Origin of the sequence: Chondromyces crocatus, from assembly GCF_001189295.1 — a bacterium.
Classification (GTDB): Bacteria; Myxococcota_A; Polyangia; order Polyangiales; family Polyangiaceae; genus Chondromyces; species Chondromyces crocatus.
In genome coordinates, this window is sequence record NZ_CP012159.1 from 10,231,488 (window position 1) to 10,248,003 (window position 16,516).

At 71.1% G+C, this 16,516-nt stretch carries 10 protein-coding genes; 6 read left to right on the forward strand and 4 right to left on the reverse strand.

Translation table 11 applies throughout. The features are described 5' to 3' along the window. The first annotated feature begins 27 nt into the window (after nucleotides 1–27). Complete coding sequence (locus tag CMC5_RS43605; protein ID WP_050434815.1) at nucleotides 28–957, forward strand: STAS domain-containing protein; 930 nt, start codon at nucleotides 28–30, stop codon at nucleotides 955–957. A 69-nt stretch (nucleotides 958–1,026) separates the two neighbouring features. Here CMC5_RS43605 and CMC5_RS37030 read toward each other — a convergent pair whose 3' ends face one another. After that, the gene (locus tag CMC5_RS37030; RefSeq protein ID WP_050434816.1) at nucleotides 1,027–1,833 is read right to left on the reverse strand and encodes an acyl-CoA thioesterase; all 807 of its coding nucleotides are present in this window, start codon (nucleotides 1,831–1,833) and stop codon (nucleotides 1,027–1,029) included. Between the two features lie 108 nt (nucleotides 1,834–1,941). Between CMC5_RS37030 and CMC5_RS37035 the strand changes: the two genes are divergently transcribed. Next, on the forward strand, nucleotides 1,942–3,135 hold the full coding sequence (locus CMC5_RS37035) for a hypothetical protein (RefSeq protein ID WP_050434817.1): 1,194 nt from the start codon (nucleotides 1,942–1,944) through the stop codon (nucleotides 3,133–3,135). Between the two features lie 22 nt (nucleotides 3,136–3,157). Here the strand turns inward: CMC5_RS37035 and CMC5_RS37040 are convergent, their stop codons facing one another. Both CMC5_RS37040 and CMC5_RS37045 read right to left on the reverse strand, forming a co-directional pair. After that, the gene (locus CMC5_RS37040; RefSeq protein WP_050434818.1) at nucleotides 3,158–3,748 is read right to left on the reverse strand and encodes an FxsA family protein; all 591 of its coding nucleotides are present in this window, start codon (nucleotides 3,746–3,748) and stop codon (nucleotides 3,158–3,160) included. 125 nt (nucleotides 3,749–3,873) lie between these two features. Further along, nucleotides 3,874–4,791 (reverse strand): diacylglycerol/lipid kinase family protein, encoded by a 918-nt coding sequence (locus tag CMC5_RS37045; protein ID WP_050434819.1) that lies wholly within the window; start codon nucleotides 4,789–4,791, stop codon nucleotides 3,874–3,876. Between the two features lie 171 nt (nucleotides 4,792–4,962). Here CMC5_RS37045 and CMC5_RS37050 point away from each other — a divergent pair, with 171 nt between their 5' ends. After that, nucleotides 4,963–7,038, forward strand: a complete 2,076-nt coding sequence (locus CMC5_RS37050) for a protein kinase domain-containing protein (RefSeq protein WP_050434820.1) — start codon at nucleotides 4,963–4,965, stop codon at nucleotides 7,036–7,038. A 32-nt stretch (nucleotides 7,039–7,070) separates the two neighbouring features. Here the strand turns inward: CMC5_RS37050 and CMC5_RS37055 are convergent, their stop codons facing one another. Next, nucleotides 7,071–8,396 carry an MFS transporter gene (locus CMC5_RS37055; RefSeq protein ID WP_063796418.1) on the reverse strand — a complete coding sequence of 442 codons (1,326 nt, stop codon included), beginning with the start codon at nucleotides 8,394–8,396 and terminating at the stop codon, nucleotides 7,071–7,073. 145 nt (nucleotides 8,397–8,541) lie between these two features. On the opposite strand from CMC5_RS37055, the gene CMC5_RS37060 reads away from it, so the two are divergent. From CMC5_RS37060 to CMC5_RS37070, 3 genes are read left to right on the forward strand one after another with little or no spacing between them, the layout of a single operon-like run. Further along, nucleotides 8,542–12,234, forward strand: a complete 3,693-nt coding sequence (locus tag CMC5_RS37060) for an ATP-binding protein (protein ID WP_050434821.1) — start codon at nucleotides 8,542–8,544, stop codon at nucleotides 12,232–12,234. Between the two features lie 56 nt (nucleotides 12,235–12,290). Next, a complete protein-coding gene (locus tag CMC5_RS37065) occupies nucleotides 12,291–13,772 on the forward strand; it encodes a formylglycine-generating enzyme family protein (RefSeq protein WP_245678067.1) in 1,482 nt (493 codons plus the stop codon). After that, complete coding sequence (locus CMC5_RS37070; RefSeq protein WP_050434823.1) at nucleotides 13,769–16,513, forward strand: glycosyltransferase family 4 protein; 2,745 nt, start codon at nucleotides 13,769–13,771, stop codon at nucleotides 16,511–16,513. The genes CMC5_RS37065 and CMC5_RS37070 overlap by 4 nt, the downstream gene beginning before the upstream one ends. The last annotated feature ends 3 nt before the right edge of the window (nucleotides 16,514–16,516 follow it).

Genomic DNA, 16,516 nt, shown 5'->3' on the forward strand with positions numbered 1-16,516 from the left:
CGACGCAAGCTCGCCCGGCACACGACGATGACACCAGAGAGCCGCAGTCTCCTCGCAGCGCTGCTCGAGAGAGCGCGCGAGGAGATCGTCGAGAAGGCGACGGACTGGGTGATCGCGGCCGCGGTGGATCTGCGGGGGCAGCGGCCCCGGGAGGAGACGCGGAGGCTGGTGGCGCAGGTGGTCTCGGGGAACGAGGCGGCGCTGCTGGGCGAGGATCCGCGTCCGCTGAACGCCTTCGTGGATCACGTGATCTCGCTGCGCGCGGCGAGCGAGTTCCACCCGTCGACGGTGCTGCGGGGGCTCCTGTCGTTCCGTCACGTGCTGGAGGGGCTGCTGCGAGCTCACGGAGGCGATGGGTGGGCAGCGCTGGATGTGTTGACGGCGGTCGATGATGTGTATCACGCAGCCGCATTGCGGGTGGCCGACCAGTACGCAGCGAAGCTGACGGAGACGGTGCAGCAGCGGCGGCGTGAGCTGGAGGAGGAGCTTCACCGGGTGGCCGAGGCCGGGCAGCGGGCGCTCGACGAGAAGCTGGCGACGATCGAGGCGCAGCGTCTGGATCTGGCGCGGATGGCGTCACCGGTGATCCGGGTCTGGGAAGGGGTGCTGGTGGTGCCGCTGGTGGGAGAGCTGCACGCGGAGCGCGCGGCGCTGGTGGGGGAGCGGGTGCTCGCAGCCATCAGCGGCGGTGATGAGCACGCGGTGCTGCTCGACATCACGGGGCTGACGCGGGTGGACGCGTCGGTGGCGGCGTCGCTGCTGCGCCTGGGTCAGGCGGTGCGGCTGCTGGGCGCGCAAGGGATCCTGGTGGGGGTCTCGGGGGCCGTGGCGCGCACCCTGGTGGGGCTCGACGTGGATCTGGGGGTGATGCCGACCTTCGGCTCGCTCGCAGATGGGCTGCGCGAGGCGCTGCGACCAAGGAAAGTCGGTCGTGCCGCAGGGCTCCGCGCTTCGTGAGCGCAGCGGAGGAAGAGGCCGTGAGCGGAGGACAGCGGAAGAAGTCGTGGTGGGCTCGAGGTGCGCTGGCTACTTGATGATGGCGAAGGTCTGCTGGTTGAGCGCCAGCAGCTCGCCGTCCTCGGTCCACAGCTCGCGCTGCTCGACGAAGTAGCCTTCGTGTTGCACCCAGACGTGGGCGCGGTAGGCGAGCGGTCGTGCGGGGTCGATCGGCTCACCGCTGCCGACGATCTGGAGCGTGTAGGCGACCGTGCCGATCGGAAAGGGTTGAGAAGCGCGGCTGAAGGTGGCGGGCCACCAGGCGTCGGCCATCGCGGCGAGGTAAGCGCCCCGGCTCATCGGTCCAGCGGCTCTCGGGCGTACCCAGCCCGTGACGCGCGCCTCCTCGTGAGACGAGAAGGGAAAGGGGCCGTCGGAGCGGTAGACGAGATGCTGGGCGAAGGTAGGGAAGAGACCCGTGTGGTAGGGGAGCTCTTGCGTCTCGTCGAAGGGGCGCAGCGGGGGAGCGGTCAGCTCGCGGAACGTCGCTGCGGAGGGGGCGCGTGGCTTCGCGAGGATGGCGACAGCGTGTGCGCAGACCTCACCGTTCTGCAGGGCCCTCGCGGCGAAGGTCGACTGTCCAGAGCCCACGCGCAGCGCTTCGACACGGAGCTCGGCAGGGCCGACGAGCGTGGGGCCGGGAAGCTCCACGGTGAGGGAGCGCAACGGGCGATCCGGCGTCTCCGCGAAGCCCTCGATGGCGCGGACGAGAGAGGCGATGACGACGCCGCCGTAAGCCCCTCGCCCTTGCTGCCAGCCGTCCTGGATCTCCAGATCGAAGGTGCTCGCGTCACGTCGTCGTGGCCTGGTGGCCGCCTCCAGGTCGTGGATGCTCATGGGGCGAGACGGTACCGCGGCAGAGAACCGGAATGAAAATTCAGGGTCTCCCCCTTTGACAGAGCAAGGGACATCCCGGTAGGACGCGGCTCTCTCAGCGAGGTCATCATGCACACACGAGCTATCGTCCTTCGTTCGAGCGCCGCCCTCCTCCTCGCCACGACCGTCGGCTTCGGCTGCGCCGGGGCCGCAGGGGGTTCGGCCAGCGAGCAGCAACGCATCGCAGCCCTGAGCGCGTCCGACGTGGGGCTGTGTTTTCCGGCTCCGATCGCGGTTCCCAGCGGGGTGAACGGGGAGGTGCTGACGGGGATGCTGGTCGCCGCGCGGCCCGCAGTGATGGAGTGTCTCGTGAGTCCCCAGAGCCGCGGGGCAGCCGACGAGACCAGCGTGTCGCTGAAGACGACGGCAGGCGGCGGGAAGGTCTCCCACGCGGTGAGCGGACAGAACCTGACGCCCGCGGGTGAGCAGTGCATCCGCGCAGCGCTCGATCGGCACTTCGCGGCGGCCGAGGGGTTCGCCGAGGCGGCGAGCGCGGTCAACCCGCCGGTGACGGGTGACGCGCAGGTGAACCACGTGAAGGGGGTCTCCCCCTCGGTGGTGCTCGGGGAGAACGAGGCCTCCGACATCACGGGGGCGGTGCGGTTGGCACAGTCAGGGTGGTGTGACTGCTACACGGAGTGGAAGGCTGGAGCGCCTCACCCGTTGAAGGCGACGCTCCAGACGCAGGGGACGGAGCTGAAGGCGACGTTCGAGGCGGTGAGCGATCCTGCTTCGCAAAAGGTGGTCGCCTGCCTGACCGAGAAGGTGAAGCAGGTGAAGGTGACGCCGAAGTCGGCGCAGCTCTCCGTTCCTTACACGTTCATGTTCGTGCACTCGGGCCACGCCGCGCAGCTCACCGACGAGCCGCCGCAGGTGCAGATCCGTCAGCTCGACGGGCTGCGCACGCAGCGGGCAGCGCGGGCGGTGATCGCGCTCGGCGGGCGCACGGCGGCCGCGATGGCGTACGACGCGCTCGGGAAGAAGTACAACGCCGATCCCGCGTCGGTGTCGGTCGAGGATCTGACCAAGGGGTGCGATGCGCTGCTCGCCGCGGACGATGCGTGGTTGGCGAGCCTGAATCAGCAGCTCGAGATCGATCAGCAGACGCTCGCGCTGGTGCAGCAGCTCAAGGCGACGGACTCGGCCTGGGAGCGGGCGGAAGCGGCCTCGAAGAACGGCGTGGAGACCACGAAACAGGACATCGAGTCCGCGAAGCAGATGAAGGTCGGCGACGCTGGCGCCTGCCCACGCCCCGCGCAGTGAGCATTCCGGTCGCGTCGGGGGCTCAGTTCAGGAGCCCCTTCACGTTGCCCTTCCCGCTCGGCTCGGACACCTCTTCCACCACGTAGTCCTCGGGCTTCACGTCGATCACCTGGCCGCCCCGACGGCGTGCAGCCGGCGGATCGGGCCAGAAGGCGCCACCGCCAGGGATGGAGCCGCCGAAATGGATCACGCGCATCTGCACGCCAGGTCGCGCGAAGCCGCCGGCGAAGCTGCTGCCGAGGGGGTTGCCCTTGGCAGCACGTCGCTCCAGGGCCGCGCGCACGGTCGCGGCGAGGCGGCGGCGTACGGGCGGGAGGAGGAGCAGGAGGCCCACCACGTCCGTGAGCACGCCAGGGAGGACCAGGAGCCCTGCGCCGATGAGCACGAGGAGGCCGCTGGTGATGCCTTCGTCCGGGACCTGGCCGGTGGCCATCGCGGTCTGCCAGCTCGTGAGCACGCGTCGCCCTTCGTGCTTGGCGAGGGTGACGCCGAGCACGGCCATGCCGATCACGAGGCCCACCGTGGGCCAGAAGCCGATGGCACCGCCGATCACGAAGAGCAGCCACAGCTCCACGAAGGGGATTGCGAGGAGGAGCAGCGCGTACTTGGCCATACGTTCGATGTAGCGCCGATTCGCGTGGCCTGCACGTCTTCGACGCTCGCTCGCCGGTAGGGAGGCGTGTTCATTTCGACGAGGGGTGCCTCGGCCGCGCAGTCACCACCCGGCCGCAGGGAAGCTCAGGTGGGTTCCGGACCGGCCGGGACCGGCTCGGGAGGCACGAGCACGGAGATGGCACCGGGGACGACCTCGAAGGACACGGGCGCGTTGCCGATCAGCTCTCCGTCGATGTTGAACCACATGCCCGGTTCGGAGGTGATCCGGATGCGGCGCACCCGGCGGAGCGAGACCTCTTCGCAGCCGAGGTAGTCGCCCGCGAGGAGCCGCGTCGCCACGCTGGCGAGGTCGAGGAGCGAGCCGTGGCGGACGACGACCACGTCGAGCAGGCCGTCCGAAGGATCGGCTTCGGGCGCGACGCGGATGCCGCCCGCGCAGGTGCGGCCGTTGGCGACCACCACGTTGAGCGCCTCGACACGCTCGAACTCGCCGTCATCCCAGGCGAGAGAGGTCTGGTACGAGGTGAGGTCCGGCAGCACGCCCACGGCGCCGCGCACGTAGGCGAGCGGTCCCCAGGTGGACTTCATCTCGTCGGTCATGACCTCGTTCACCTGACCGCTGAAGCCACCGGCCGACACGTTTGCGCCGTAGTAGGTCTTCCCATCCATCTGGACGCGCATCAGGTCGAGGGGGCGAAGGACGCCGTGGTCGAGGAGGGCGAGGGCCTCGACGGGTTCGACCGAGATGCCCAGGGTGCGCGCGAGGTCGTTGCCCGTGCCGAGCGGGAGCAAGGCGAGCCGCGGAGGCGAAGCGGCGACGGCGAGCCCCTGGACCACTTCGTGGATGGTGCCGTCCCCTCCGGCCGCCATGACGCAGTCGATCCCCTGGTCGGCCGCCTCGGCGGCGAGCACGCGGGCATGGCCGGGCTCGGTGGTCACCTTCAACTCGACGAAGGGACGCTCCGCGATGAGATCACGGACACGGTCGAGCTTGGCTTGGGCAGAGCCAGAGGTGGGATTGGCGATGATCCAGGTCTTCACGCTTTCGGGCTTTCTTGCCGGCTCTCTGCCGGCTCCTTCACCGGCATCGCGCCGGCCTCGTGGGCGTCTGGCTCTCCCGCGTCAGGCTGCCAGCGGCCCATCGCGCAGCATGGCACAGGCGCTGGTGGCAGAGCTTGACGATCCAGGGTCTCAGACCCATTTCCGATCCTGATGGATATCCGGCCTGGCGATGTCCTCGCGGGCAAATACAGGGTCGAACGCACGATCGGCGCCGGAGGAATGGGCGTCGTGGTGGCGGTGCGCCATCTGCGCCTCAACGCGCGGGTCGCCTTGAAGCTGCTCCGCCCCGAGGTGGCTCAGCGGGAGGCGTCGGTCGAGCGCTTCTTGCGAGAGGCGCGGGCGGCGGCGCAGATCCAGAGCGAGCACGTGGTGCGGGTCTTCGATGCGGACGTGCTCCCATCAGGCATCCCCTTCATGGTCATGGAGTACCTGGAGGGCGAAGATCTCGGGCAGGCGCTGAGCGAGCGCGGGCCCCCACCGGTGGGAGCGGCGGTCCAGATCATCCGGCAGACCTGCGAGGCCATCGCAGAGGCGCACGCGCTGGGGATCGTGCATCGGGACCTCAAGCCGGCGAATCTGTTCCTGGCCCGCCGCGGCGACGGGGTGGAGCAGATCAAGGTGCTCGACTTCGGGATCTCCAAGCTGCTCGGAGGTGGACCAGGGGAGAGGAGAGGGGCGCTTTCCCCTCCGGTCGGGCTGACACAGGCCCAGATGATCCTGGGGTCACCGCACTACATGTCACCGGAGCAGATCCGGTCTGCACGGGATGTGGACGCGCGCACGGACATCTTCTCGCTGGGCGTCATCCTTTACGAGCTGCTGACCGGGTCCCAGCCGTTCCACGGGGACACGCTGGAGGAGGCGTGTCGCGCCACGCTCTTCGGGGAGCCACGGCGGTTGAGAGAGCTGCGAAGCGAGGTCCCGCGAGCGCTGGAGGCGGTGGTGCTGCGCTGTCTCGACAAGGATCCCGCGCACCGGTTCGGTGAGGCGACGGAGCTTTCCGCGGCGCTCGCGCCGTTCGCAGCGGGCTCGATGCGGTGGGGCTCTCCACGGGTCGCCGCGCCCCAGCAGGCCGCGCAGAGGTCACTCGTGCCGCTCGAGGAGGCGCGGACCGAGCCTGCTCCATCGCCGATGCCCATGGGGGTGACCGTGCCCGCAGCGCCGCTCGGGGCGAAGACGGCGGCAGGTCCGAGCGAGCCTCCTCCGATGGCAGCCACCGTGCCTGCACCGGCGAACGAAGCGCGGGAAGGATGGCCCGCCCCCGAGAAAGCGCCGAGGCGACGTCGAGGGGTCATGGCGAGCATCGCGATGGCGCTGCTCACGATGGCCGGCCTCGGGGCCGCCGCCTTCGTCGTCACCGACCGCTATCTGGCCTCCGAGCGTGACGACCGCGACGCAGACGACAGCGCAGCGCGAGCATCTCTCGAAGCTGCGCGCCCTCAGGAGGGGGCTCACACGGCGGTGACAGCGACGGCATCCCACGAGCAGCGCCCTCCGGGGGAGGCGTCCTCGGCCACGGAGCACCCCTCGTCCTCACCGCAGACAGCCGGCACCGAAAAGCCAGCGGCCCCGCCGCCTGTGCCGCAGGTACCAGCGACCCCGAGACCGCAGCCGGCCCCCAGGCCGACGACGACGCAGGGGCTCCCCGAGATCCCGGTGCCGATCCTGCCCTCGACACCGATCCCGACGATCCCTGCACCGCCAGCACCGACGATCCCCGCAGCCCCCTCGCTGCCGGTGCCCACCGTGCCCTCCGCGCCCGCCGAGCCTCCCGTGGCGACGATCCCGACGATCCCAGCCCCCCCTGCGAGCCCACCGCCCGCCGCACGGGACACGGTGGCGCCCGTGCTCACGCTGCCTGGAGAGCAGGTCCACATGACGAAGAAAGCCTCGGGGGGCGAGGTCGTGCGCTTCAGCGTCCACGCACAGGACGATGTCGATGGGCGCGTCCCCGTCCAGTGCACGCCGGCGTCGGGCGCGCTGTTCCCCCTCGGGACGACCCGCGTGACCTGCACGGCGCGTGACAGGGCGGGCAACGTCGCCAGTGGTCAGTTCACGGTGCGCGTGACGAACCGCGGCATCATCCGGCTCCCCCTGCCGCCGAGCCCCACAGCGCAGCCCGCGCCTCGACCCGAACGCCCCCCGGCGCAAGACCGACCGCCGTCCAGCAGCGGTCAGGGGTCGAAACGACCGCGCACACGGATCCACATCCCGGAGCGGCCCTGAAGCACACGACGGGTGCTCACGCGTTCGTCGCGTCAGCGTGTCCGTGACGACAAGGGAGTATCCGCGGAGGCAGCGGAGAGTTCCGCCTCGCGCGCCTGGATGAGCGCACGAGTCTCCTCGCCCAGCTTCTGGAGGCGGGTCGCGAACAGCGCCGCGCCGGCGAGGCAGCAGGCGCTGTTCAAGGCGAGGGCCTGCGCTGGGCCGAACCGATCCGCGAGCCAGCCCGTGAACAGCGAGCCCAGGGGCGCGATCCCCATGAAGGTCATCGAGTGGACGGCCATCACCCGGCCCCGCAGCGCGTCCGGCACCATGGACTGGACCAGCGTGTTCGTACCGGCCAGGTGCACCATCATCCCGAACCCCGTCGGGACCAGGAGCAACCACGAGAGCCAGAAGCTCCGCGACAGGGAGAACAGAAAGAGGGAGGTGGCCATGAGGGCGCTCGCGCCGAGGACCCAGTTGCCGAGGTCCTTCAGGCCTCTACGGGCCGCGAGGGTGAGCGCGCCGATGACCGCGCCGACGCCCGCCGCGACCATCAGCAGGCCATAGGCGCGCGGGCCGCCGAGCAGGATGCGGTCGGCGAACGGGGGCAGGAGCACGCCGTAAGGCGCCGCCGTCAGGCTCATCAAGCCGAGCAGGAGCAAGAGGGCGCGCATGGCCCGCGTCCGTGCAACGAACTGGAAGCCCTCCAGGGCGGCCGCGAGGGGGTTCGCGTGCGCCGGTGGCCGCGGGCGGGGTGGGACGCGGATGGCGAGGAGACCGGCGAGGACGGCGAGAAAGCTCAGGCCGTTGAGGAGGAAGCAGTAGCCCTCGCCGATCATCACCACGAGCACGCCGGCCACCGCGGGGCCCACGATGCGCGCGCCATTGAAGATCGAGGAGTTCAGCGCGATGGCGTTCGGGAGATCTTCGCGCCCCACCATCTCCACGATGAACGACTGGCGCGCGGGGATGTCGAAGGCGTTCACCACCCCGAGCAGCGACGCCATGACGAAGACATGCTCGATCCGCACGAGGCCGCTCAGCGTCAGCGTGGCCAGCGTCAGCGCGAGCGTCATCGCGGCCGTCTGCGTGCAGAGCAGGACCGATCGCCTGTTCCGCCGATCGGCCACGGTGCCTCCGACCGTGGCCAGGAAGAAGACGGGGATCTGATGCGCAAAGCCCACGGCGCCGAGCAGCAATGAGGAGCCCGTGAGGCGGTAGACCAACCAGGCCTGCGCGACCGACTGCATCCAGGTGCCGACGAGCGAGACGAGCTGGCCCGAGAAGAAGAGGCGGTAGTTCCGATGCCGCAGCGCCCGCACCACGGCCGGCAGTGCGCGCTTTTCGCGCGCGCCGCCGCTGCCAGAGTCCTTCACCGCGGGCAGTATGGAATCCCTGGCAGCCCGCTCGCCAGCTCCGCTGGGGCGATGTCCGGCTTTCTTGCTCGTCGTCGTGACGATCGACCCGGGGCATCGACGCCGGGTTCCATCTGTGGGACACCGGGCATCACCCGTTCAGCCCGTGCGGATCCTCGAGCTTCATCTCCTGGCCTTCGGGCCGTTCACCGATCTCCGGCTGGATTTCTCCGCCCCGGCGCCGGCGCTCCACGTCCTCTACGGGCCGAACGAGGCGGGCAAGAGCACGGCGCTGCGCGCGATCAGCGGGATGCTCTATGGCATCCCTCACCTCTCTCCGGACGATCACCTGCACCGCGCACCCGATCTGCGTGTGGGTGCGCGGCTGGAGAGCGCTTCCGGACGCACGCGGACGTTCATCCGTCGCAAGGGGCGCGTGAAGACGCTGCTGGACGAGCACCAGCAGCCACTCGACGACGGGGAGCTGCGGCCGTTCCTGGGAGGGGTGAGCGAAGATCTCTTCGACACGATGTTCGGGCTCGATCACCAGACGCTCCGGCATGGCGCCGAGGCGCTGCTCGCGGGCCGGGGAGACGTGGGCGAGAGCCTGTTCGGTGCGAGCCTCGGAGGTGCCGCGCTGCACCAGGTGCTGGCCGAGCTGCGCGCGGAGGCGGAGAAGCTGTACACGCCGCAGGCGCGCATCAAGCCGGTGAACGACGCGATCCGGGCGCTGCAGGACGCGCAGAAGAGAACGCGCGACGCGGCCGTCCTGCCGACCACGTGGGAAGCACACCAGCGCGAGCTGGCCGAGGTGGAGGCGACCCGCGACCATGTCGACGTGGAGGCGCGGGAGGTCCGCGCGCAGGAGAAGCGCCTCCAGCGGGCACAGCGGGTACTGCCGTTGCTCGAGGCGCGGCGCACGTTGAAGGCGTCGCGCGAGGCCCTCGGCGACGTGGTGCTGCTGCCCGAGCACGCGACGCGGGACCGTGAGGATGCGCTCACCCGCGCCTCGGAAGCCGACGCCGCGCGGGCGCGGCTCCAGCGCGATCTGGCCACGCTCGAGGCACAGCGCGAGGCCCTCTCGGTGCCGCACTCTCTGGTCGAGCTGTCGGAGGAGGCGCTGGACGAGCTCGGGAACCGGCTCGGGAGCCACCGCAAGGCGACCGTGGATCTCCCGCGGGTGCGGGGAGAGCTGCGAGCGCTCGAAGACGAGGTCGAGGAGGCGCTCCGTCGACTGGGGCGCGATCCGTCACTGGAGGCGGCCCAGGTGCCGCGGCTCGACGTGGCCACGGAGGCGCGCATCAAGAAGCTCGCCAGGGAGCATGGTCAGGTCGAGACCACGCTGCGCTCCCCGAGCCGCATGCTCGCCGAGCAGCAACAGCGGCGTGCGCAGTTCGCGACGCGGCAGGGCGAGCTGCCACCGCCTTCGAGCGTGGGTCCGCTCCGGAGCGCGCACGGGAGAGCACAGCGGCACGGGGACCTGGAGCAGCGCCTGCAAGAGGCCGAGGCGAGCGCGCGGCAGCTCGGGGGTCAGGCGATGGCGCTGCGCGAACGGCTCGGGCTCTTGCCAGCGCGCGACGTGGACGATCCGCTGCCGACCCCGGCCACCCTGGCGGCGCTCCCCTTGCCAGCACCGGAGACGGTGGAGCGCTTCGAGGCGGAGCGGGCGGCGCTCGCCCAGCAAGGTGTGCAGCTCGCGAAGAGCGCCGCGACCGCGCGCGAGCGACTCGCGGTGCTCGGTCGGGACATCGACGCGATGCAGCGGGCGGGCGACGTGCCGACCGAAGGGCAGCTGGTCGACGCGCGGCTGCGGCGCGATCACGCCTTCCAGACGCTGATGCGCGCCGCAGGTCCCACGCGCAAGTCGGGACGTGCTCAAGCGAGTGCGCACGGGAGCGGCGCGACTGCCGGCCTCTTCGATGCGAGCTTCAACCTCACCCCGCCCGAGGAGACGACGAAGGTCCACCCCGAAGCCTACGGGGAGCTGGTCAAGCAGGCCGACGCGGTCGCCGACCGGCTGCGCCGCGAGGCCGAGCGGGTCGCGCAGCTCGCGCGACTGCTCGCGGATCGGCGGTCGGTGGACGACGAGCTGACCCGGCTGGGGACCGAGCAGCAGGCCCTCACCCTGCGCAAGGCGGAGCACATCGAGGCCTGGAAGGCGCTGTGGGCCGACTCGGGGCTCGACCCGCGCACGCCGGCCGAGATGCGCGGCTGGCTCACGCGGCACGCGGCGCTCTGCCATGGCGTGGACCGGGTGCGGGAGGCCGACGAGCGGGTGGACGTGCTGCGACGGCAGCGGGCGGCACTCGGTGACGAACTCCGGCAGGCGCTCCGCACGGTGGGCGCGGCCGAGATCCCCGAGGGGCCGGACACCGGGGCGCTGATCGAGGCGGCGGTGCAGACGCTCCGTGCAAGGGACGAACTCGAGCGAGACCGGAGCGACCTGTCGCGGCAGCTCGCCGATCTGGAGACGGAGATCCGCAAGCTGGAGCGCGAGCGCGAGGCGCACGAGGGAGCGCGCGCGACGTTCCGCGATGCGTGGGCAGCGGCGATCGCGCAGCTCGGGCTCGGGCCCCAGGCATCCCCCGACGAGGCGATCGCCATCCTGGATCAGCTCGCGGAGCTGCACCGCAAGATGGACGAGGCCGCGCACACCCGGCGACGCGTCCTCGGCATGGAGCGCGACGCCCAGCAGCTCACGGCGAGCGTCACCGAGCTGACGGCCGCACACGCGCCCGATCTCGAGGGGTTCCCGGTCGACACCGCGGCCGATGCGCTCCTCAAGCGCTACCGCAAGGGGCAGGCCGATCTCCGCGAGGGGGAGGCGCTCGCACGGCAGATGGCGGAGAAGCGGCGGGAGCTGGCGGAGGAAGAGGCGAAGCTCGCCGACGCCGAGGCGCGCCTCGTCCGGCTCCGCAGCGCAGCGCGCGCGCCGGATCTCGACGCCCTGGAGGTGGCAGAGGCGCGCTCCCGTGACGCGCGCGCGCTGGATCAGCGCATCCGCGAGGTGGAGGACAAGCTGCTCGACGCCGGCGAAGGCAGGAGCATCCCCACGCTCACGGAGGAGACGGCCGGGATGGAGCGCGACGCGCTCGCAGTGCTGCTCGAGCGCGCCGAGGAGCGCGCGAAGTCCCTGGAGGAGCAGCGCCGCCAGCTCGACCGACAGCTCGGGACGCTGGAGGCGAAGCGAGAGCAGCTCCGCAACCCAGTGGAAGACGCCGCCGAGGCAGCAGCAGAGACAGCGGCGTGCGTGGCGAAGTTGCGGACGCAGGTGGACCGTTATGTGCGTGCACGCCTCGCGGCGGTGCTCCTGGAGCGTGAGATCGAGCGATACCGGGAGCAGAACCAGGGACCCATCCTCGGTCGCGCCAGCACGCTGTTCCAGAAGCTGACGCGCGATACGTACGCGGGCCTCAAGGCGAGCTTCGACGACGAGGACAAGGCCGTGCTGCGCTGCGTGAAGCGGATCGGCCTCCGCGGCGAGGGGAGCGAAGGCGTGGGGGTCACACCTCCCTCGACGGCAACGGAGCTGCTACCGCTGCCCGAGGACGCCCGCGCCGTCGCGCTCACGAAGGAGATCGCCGTCGACGGACTGAGCGATGGGACGCGCGATCAGCTCTACCTGGCGCTGAGGCTCGCGAGCCTGGAGCACCACGCGCGCCGGGGAGAGCCGATGCCGCTCGTGCTCGACGACATCCTCATCCACTTCGACGACGATCGGGCGAGGGCTGCGCTGGTCGCCCTCGCCGAACTCGCCGGCACGATGCAGATCCTGTTCTTCACGCATCATGCCCGCCTCCTGGAGCTCGCGCGCGACGCCATGCCGACGGGTGTCCTCCACGAGCACCGGCTGGGGTGAGCCAGCGCTCTCCGCCGAGGTTGTTGGCCAGCCCTGGCGCCCGTAGCATGGGCGCGATGTTCCCGGTGCAGGTGAGGCAAACGGTGGCCGTGATGGTGGCGGGCGTGCTCACGCTCGGCACCGCGACGGCCGCGGCACAGCAGGAGGACATCTCGCTCGATCTCGGTGGCCCTCGCCTTCTGTTGCGACGGGTGCCGAAGGGCTCCTTCACACAAGGGTCCCCGGCTGGCGAGATCGGTCGGGAGAGCGATGAGGTTCAGCGACAGGTCACGCTGAGCATCGACATCGATGTCGGGAAGTACCCCGTCACCCGCGGGCAGTTCGCACGCTTCGTCCAGGAGTCGGGCTACAAGACCGAGGCCGAGCAGGGAACGAGTGGTGGCTTCGGATGGAACGGTCAGGTGCTCGTCCAGCAGCCAGGCTTCAACTGGAAGACGCCGGGCTTTTCACAGACCGACGAGCACCCCGTGACGCTGGTGACGTTCAAGGACGCGCAGGCGTTCATCACCTGGGCAGGAAAGAAGACCGGCCGACGCCTGCGGCTGCCCACCGAAGCCGAGTTCGAATACGCGGCACGCGCGAACACGCAGACGCCCTGGTACGGCGGCGCCACCGAGGCCTCTGCGCTGCAAATCGGGTGGTTCAAGTCGAACTCTCCGGGCGGCGGCACACGTCCCGTCGGGCAGAAGGCGCCGAACGCCTTCGGCCTCTTCGACATGTCCGGCAACGTCTACGAGTGGTGCAGCGATTTCCATGCGCCGTACCCGCCGGGTCCGGCCTCGGACCCCGTGAGCGTGAAGCCTCCTCCCGGGAGTGAGCCCGCGCGCAACGTGCTCCGCGGCGGCTCCTGGCTGAAGGATCCGGTGCGCGGACGCTCGGCGGCGCGCTACCGGAACACGCCCGGGAGCCGCAACGCCGACAACGGCTTCCGCGTGGTGGCCGACCTGGGACCGCCCCTCGTCGAGCAAGCCGGCAGCGCCGGCTCGACCCCCGCGACGAAGAGCGCGACCGGGAAGAGCGACGACGGCGGCGCTGGCACCGTCGTGGCCATCGTGCTGGGTTTCCTCGGGGTGGTGGCCCTGCCTCTCGGGATCCTCGCGATCATCCTGGTCGCTCTCCGGAAGAGCAAGTCCGTGCCTCCACGGACGCCATCGGTGTTCGTCACGGCCTACCCCGCACAGGATGGCTTCTGGCTCCGTGCCCGCGGCCCTTCCGCCGGGACGCGCGTGCAGTACCACTGCGTGATGGGTGCGAACCAGCGCCGTGACGAGGTGATGCTTTCCGGTGGGCAGGACACCTTCGTGTACACGGGCGCGACGCCGAACATGGTCAACATCCTCGCCGTCATCGAGCCCCAGCGAGGAGTCGCCCAGGCGGGCGGTGGTCACGGAGGCGGGGGTCGAGGAGGCGGCGGCGGCGTGAGTGGCGGCCACCACCAGGCCGTCGGCGTGTGGGGCGCGGTCCACGACAGCTCCTGGCACAACAACAACAACAACACGAGCAGCGAGCCCTTCGCGGGGTACCCGAGCGCGTATTGAGCCATCGCGTCACGCCGGTGGGGTTCGTCTTCGGCGGGGCTGAGCCTGCCCTGTTCGAACGAACACGGCGCGCCCTCGCTCAGGTCGGCGTGCCCGCGGAGCGCTGCGCGGACGAGGGCGCGCTGACGCGGGCGCTCTGCTCGGCCTCGGGCCCCGCGTGGATCCTGCGCTCCGGGGCCTGGCCGATCGCCTTCGCGCCACCGCCGCCGAGCGCCACCGGCAAACCCTTGCTGGGGGTGGGGGCGCTCCACGCACCGGACCAGGACCAGCTCGCGGGCGGCTGGGACACCTTGCTGGCGAGCACCGGCGGCGATCTCTCCCGCTGGCCGGAGCGCGTCGACGTCGCGCTGGAGAGTGTCTGGACCGAAGCCCCACAGGCGCTCGGCGCGCTCCTCGATGAAGGCCACTCGCTGGCAACGGCCACGAGGAAGCTTCTGGACCACGGCCACCGCGCGGTGCGCGTGCCATCGCTCGACGTCCGCTACGACGCGCGCCTCCGCATCGTGCAGGCCATCACCGCGCTCCACCGGGGTGGCGCCGAGCGCATCGCCCTCGATCTCACGATGGGCCTCGAAGCCGCGGGCGAGGCCGTCCAGCTCCTGGTGATGGATCGACCAGCGCGCGCTGCCTTTGCTCCCTTGCCGGGCGCCGTGCTGCTCGGTGGCTACGCGCCGCACCGGGAAGCGCGCACGGCTGCCATGGCGCGGATCGCGGCCGCCATGGGGGCCGACGTGGTCCACGCGCACCTGCTCGATGCCGATGCGCTCGGAGAGATGGCGTCGCGGGGGCTACCGCTCGTGGTGACCCTCCACAACGAGCAGCCTGGCTGGCCTCCGGGCGTCGACGCGCTTTGTGAGGATGCTCGCGTCACCTGGGCCGCCTGCTCGCTGGGGGTGCACCGTGACGCGAAGGAAGCCGGGCTCCGCGGCACCATCCGCACCGTGTGGAATGGCATCCAGCCGCCTGCTCCGCAGGACGCGGCGCGGAGCGCGGCCCAGCGCGTCGCCACACGTGACGCGCTCGGCATCCCCGAGCGCGCCCGCGTGCTGCTCTCCGTCGCCAACTACCGGCCTCAAAAGCGACTCCACGAGCTGCCCGCCGTCCTCGCGCACCTCGTCGCCCGTGGCATCGACGCACACCTGCTCCTCGTCGGCGAGCGGGAGCGTGGCCCCGCTGCGGCAGCAGCCGCCACGCTCCGCGATGCGGCAGCGAAGCACGATGTCCTGTCCCGGCTCCACGAGGTCGGCGACCAGGAAGACGTGGCCCCCTACCGCGCGGCCGCGGACGTCCTGGTGACGGCGAGCCTCCACGAAGGCCTGAGCCTCGCTCAGCTCGAAGCCCTCGCCGCGGGCCTCCCGATCGTGACCACGGACGTGGGAGGCGCCCGGGAGCTCGCCCGGAAGCACGCCACGGTACGCGTCGTCGCCCGAGAGGCCTCGACCGACGCGCTGGCGGCCGCCACGGCGGAGGTGCTCACCACCTCTCCCCTCCCCTCCCCTCCCTCCGAAGTTCTCTCCCTGGCCGAGGACTTCACGACCCGGCGCATGGTCGATCGCTACCGCGATCTCTACCGCCGCGCCGTCGCTCCTCCCGCACGATCCGAGGGCGGCCTCGTCCTGGTGACCAACAACTTCACGACCGGGGGGGCGCAGTCGAGCGCGCGGCGGCTCCTCCTCGCCCTCGCAGCAGCGGGGGTCTCCGTTCGAGCGGTGGTCATCGAGGAGCAAGCTGCCTACCCCACACCGGGCCGCACTGCCCTCGAACAGGCGGGCATCCCTGTGTTCGTCGCCCCCCGCGCAGGAGCCCACGATCCCCTGCACACGGCCCGCGTGGTCGCTGCCCACGTCGACGCCGAGCCCACCGCTGCGGTGATGTTCTGGAACGCCATCCCGGAGCACAAGATCCTCATCACCGATCTCCTTCACCACGTCCCCGTCTTCGACGTGAGCCCGGGCGAGATGTATTTCGCCTCCCTCGAGCGGTACTTTCGGCGTCCGCGCCCCGGGATGCCCTACATCGACGCGCGTGATTACGGCGCGCGGCTCGCCGGCGTCGTGGTGAAGTACGGCGCGGAGGCACAACGCGCGGCCGACGTCCTCGGTGCCCCGGTGCACGTCATCCCCAACGGCATCGTCGTCCCGGCCTCTCCCCCCGCGCGTCGTTCGGAGAAGGCTCCAGACGCGCCGCTGATCGTGGGGACCCTCGCCCGCATCGGCCCCGACAAGAAGCTCGAGCAGCTCATCGAGGCGGCAGCGCTTGCCGACGCGCGGATGCCTCCCTGGGAGCTCTGGATCGCTGGCGCCCCCGAGCGAGGCGCCGAAGCCTATGCGGCGACGCTCCAGACGATGGCGCGTGGCCTGCCCGTGCGCTGGGTAGGCGAGCAGGCTGCCGCGCCATTCCTCGCAGACCTGGATCTGTTCGCTCTCGTGGCCGAACCGGCGGGCTGCCCCAACGCCTCCATGGAGGCCATGGCAAGCGGCCTCGCGGTGGTCGCGACCGACGTCGGCGGCATGGCCGAGCAGGTCACCCACGAAGAGACAGGCCTGCTCGTCCCGCGCGGCGATGTCTCCGCCCTCGCAGACGCCCTCATTCGGCTCGCGGGCGACGCAGCCTCGCGGGCGGCCATGGGGCTCGCCAGCCATCGGCGCGCGGCGGCCCACCTCGACATGGGTACGATGGTGCGCCGCTATGCGCAGCTCTGTCTGAACCGCACCCTCGACGCCGCGCCCATGCGGGGTTGATCA